2 protein-coding genes are annotated in these 3,710 nt (G+C 68.9%); both read right to left on the bottom strand.

Features of this window, described 5'->3' with window-relative positions; all coding sequences use genetic code 11:
• Positions 1–778: 778 nt before the first annotated feature.
• On the bottom strand, positions 779–3,100 hold the full coding sequence (gene fxsT, locus ACWGIF_RS37750; protein WP_453504368.1) for an FxSxx-COOH system tetratricopeptide repeat protein: 2,322 nt from the start codon (positions 3,098–3,100) through the stop codon (positions 779–781).
• A 23-nt stretch (positions 3,101–3,123) separates the two neighbouring features.
• Positions 3,124–3,588, bottom strand: a complete 465-nt coding sequence (locus tag ACWGIF_RS37745; protein ID WP_453504366.1) for a hypothetical protein — start codon at positions 3,586–3,588, stop codon at positions 3,124–3,126.
• Between the last annotated feature and the right edge of the window lie 122 nt (positions 3,589–3,710).

Below are 3,710 nucleotides of genomic sequence, written 5' to 3'. Positions count from 1 at the left end.
CCGACCCCAGGCCCTACATCTGGACCAAGACCGCGGATGAGATCCTCGAACGCCTCGCCTCATATCTGAACAGAATTCCTGACTCAGAAGACTAGGGCATGTCGACAGAATGGTGACAGTTCGACTGTATGGTCAGCGAGTCCAATCGCATCCTGTGCAGGTCTCGGTGGCACGGCACCCACAGCACCACAGTCCGGACGCCTCGCAGGGCCATTCGACACGAGATAACGCCCGTGGTTGACAGAATGGGATCCATAGACGCCGACGACGTCCTCCTCCCCATGTTGGCCGACGTCGTCAACAGCACAACGAGCAACCCGGCAAAGCCGGATGGGTTGGCCTTGGGCTTCAGGCGCTCGGATGCAGGCGAGGTGGAGTACGGCCTGGTAGGCGATGCGAGTTTGTCGGTTCGGGTGGCCAGGCCACGCCACTCGGGCAGCGGACGGCAGCCCCCCGGCTTCTCGTTTAGCGTGAGGCCGGCGGAGGTGTGGCTGGATTGCTAGGGATTGACGGTAATGCAACGTGTTGGCCGAATTAAGGTCCCGCGCACCGAGGCGTGGGCCGGGATCTGCAGCGGCGGTGAGCCTGACCTGCAGGTCTGACACTTTGGGGTGCTGGTAAGAACCGTGTCACCAGCCGCAAGCGGCGTCTCGCCCACTCAGTCGCCTGGGGTAGGGGGCAGTCACGGAGTCGGCAGCCGCCTCGGCAAGCACAAGGCGACCGCCTTCAGCTAAGGCACGCACTTGTAGGTCGGGCGTAGCCGAAGGGCAGGCGTTCATCATTCCTGTGGTTGGTGAACGGAGGCATCCCCTGCTGTCCGTCGCCAATGGGCGAGGCGGTTCCGGGTGGCGAGGGTGCCGGGGTGGTCGGGCCCCAGTACCCGCTCCCGGTCCGCCACCAGCTGCTCAAAGGCGGCTGCCGCGCCGGCCGCGTCCCCCGCCTGCCCCTTGAAGCCAGCGAGGGTGTGCCGGGTGATGAGCGTGTGGGGGTGGTCGGGCCCTAGTACCCGCTCCATGTCCGCCAGCACATGCTCCAGAGCGGCTGCCGCGCCGGCCACATCCCCCGCGTCCCCCCTGAAGTTGGCGAGGCTGTGCCGGGCGTAGAGCGTGTCGGGGTGATCGGGCCCCAGCACCCGCTCCCGGTCCGCCACCAGCTGCTCCAGAGCGGCTGCTGCGCCGGCCACATCCCCCGCGTCCCCTCTGAAGGCAGCGAGGTCGTGCCGGGCGATGAGCGTGTGGGGGTCGTCGGGCCCCAGTACCTGCTCTTGGTCCGCCACCAGCTGCTCAAGAGCGGCTGCCGCGCCGGCCACATCCCCCGCCTGCCCTCTGAAGCCAGCGAGGTCGTGCCGGGCGATGAGGGTGCTGAGGTGGTCGGGCCCCATTACCCGCTCCATGTCCGCCAGCACATGCTCCAGAGCGGCTGCCGCGCCGGCCGCATCCCCCGCGTCCCCCCTGAAGGCAGCGAGCTCGTGGCGGGTGGCGAGGGTGCCGGGGTGGTCGGGCCCCATTACCCGCTCCATGTCCGCCAGCACATGCTCGAGAGCGGCTGCCGCGCCGGCCGCATCCCCCGCGTTCCCCCGCCAGTAGGCGAGGTGGTGCCGGGCGATGAGGGTGTTGAGGTGGTCGGGCCCCAGGTGGTGCTGGGTGTCGTTGACCAGCTGCTGGAAGTAGTGGACGGCAGCCGTGGTCTGGCCAGCCTCACCAAGGCTCCGACCGGTGCGGGCGAGGACGAGGTGGGCATCGGGCTGGTACAGGGCGGCTTCGGCGCGGAGGGTCAGCACTTCGGTGTTGGCGCGCAGCGCCTGGGCGAGGGCGGTGTCGCGTTCGATCTCGGGCCAGGCGGCCATCAGGGCGTCGGCGGCCGTATGGGCGAGTCGGTCGTGCTGATCGGTGGGGAGGGGATCGCGGACGGCGCGTTGGAGGAGCTGGTGGACGAGGACAGTGTGGTGTGGGCTGCTGGGGTCGTGGGCGATCAGGCTCAGGCGGTTTAGCGCCCGCAGCGCCTGTGTGGCTTCTGCATCCGTGATTCCTTTCGGATGGGTCTGGCCTGGGGCGGCGTTGTGGTGTGGGGCGAGGTGGTTGAGAGCTGGCGGGCTGGTCAGGACGGCAGCGGGGATGCCGTTGGGGTCGAGCATCGCGGCGAGCTGCAGCATGGGGCGGGCCAGACCCGCTGGGGGAAGCTGGTCAGCGCATTCAATGGACAGGGACCAGGTGGCGGCAACGTTGGTTGCCTGGTCGTCGGGGAGTCCGGAAGGGTCGGGCAGTACGTCCGTGAGGGTGCTTGCTCGGTCGGTAAGCCGGTGCCGGTAGGTGGCGCAGTCCAGGCCAACGTCGAGGAGGTACGCGGCGGCTTGGGACAGTGCCAGGGGAAGGTTGCCGACATCATTGGCGAGGCCGGCAAGCTGGTCGGCGGGCTCGTGGCGGTCGTGGGCGGTCAGAGCAGCGGTGAGGTAGGCGGTTGCCTCGTCGTCGGTGAACAGGCCCACCGGTACGAATCGGCGGCCGTTTCCGGTGAGAGCGGCGTCGCGGCGGCGGGTGGTGATCAGGGTGCGGCCGTGGGGGCTGTCGGGGGGCCACAGGTTGCGCAAGTCGGCTGGGTCGGCGAGGTCGTCGAGTACCACCAGCCAGCGGCGCGCCGTGCTGAGCTTGGGCTCCAGCCAGGCCAGGAAGGTGCGTGCGGCGGTCTCCGGGTCGGTGGGGTCGGCGCCGAGGATCTCGACTGCGGCCTGGGAGTAGCCGGTGACGACTGCGTCGCGGGTGGCGGCGGTGACCCAGACCAGCAGGTCCAGCTTCCCGGACTGCCACAGGGTTCGGGCGTAATGGGCTGCAAGTTGGGACTTGCCTGCTCCGCCGAAACCGGTCAGTACCTGGGTGTGTACGACGGTGTCCCCGCCGTACGCTGCGTGCTCCAGTTCCTGGGCGGTGGCACGGTCCTGGAAGCAGTGCGCCTGGCGAGGCAGCACGCCGACCTGGTGCGGCCAGGTCACCGGGGGGAGAGGCGCGGCGTGGAAGGCGACCCGCCCGCCGGGGCCGACATAGCCGACGGCGAGGCTGCGATCCTTGGCGGTGATACTCCCCGGTAGGCCGGCGAAGCCGGGCATCGGGTCAAGGGTGGCCGGTCCGCTCAGTCTTTGGGCGGCTCCGGCCTCGGATGGGGGCTGATGTACGCACCTCCTTGGATGGCCTGGGCCGCGATTGAGCTGTCCTCGGCATGGATGTTCACGTTGTGGGCTGCCGCCAGTCCGCCTGTCACTCCGCCCTGCGGGGCGTGTTCGTTCAGCAGAGCACGCAGCTGCTCAGCGGCTTGGCTGCGTTCTCCCTCGTCCAGGTTTTCCAGCATGGCTTCGATACGGGCTTGCCATGCGGCCTGTTGGCTGATCCGCGCCCGCTCTGCCTCGGCCGGGTCGGTGGCTTGCAGGGCGGTAGCGGTCTGGTCGAGGCGCTCCAGCTCCGCTTGCTCGCGCTGGGCATCGCCCCGCCCGAACCAACGCGCAACCGCGCCCCGCAACCCGTTCCACGCATCGGTACCGGCAACCTGCACTACCGCGGTGCCGCCAGCCACAGCCAGCGCTACCAGGGTCTCCAGCATCTTCCCGCCTCCTCACCCGAGTGGCCTCTCTAAGAGGTCCTAACAGAAGCTGTTGATCATGTGACTTTCGGTTCGGATGGTCGTTGGTCTGACCGTGGGGAAACGTCAGTCGCGGCCGTGGA

It is taken from the genome of Streptomyces sp. NPDC054849 (assembly GCF_053610945.1).
Note: the sequence above shows the minus strand (reverse complement) of the source record. Positions and strands in the feature narration are given on the sequence as shown.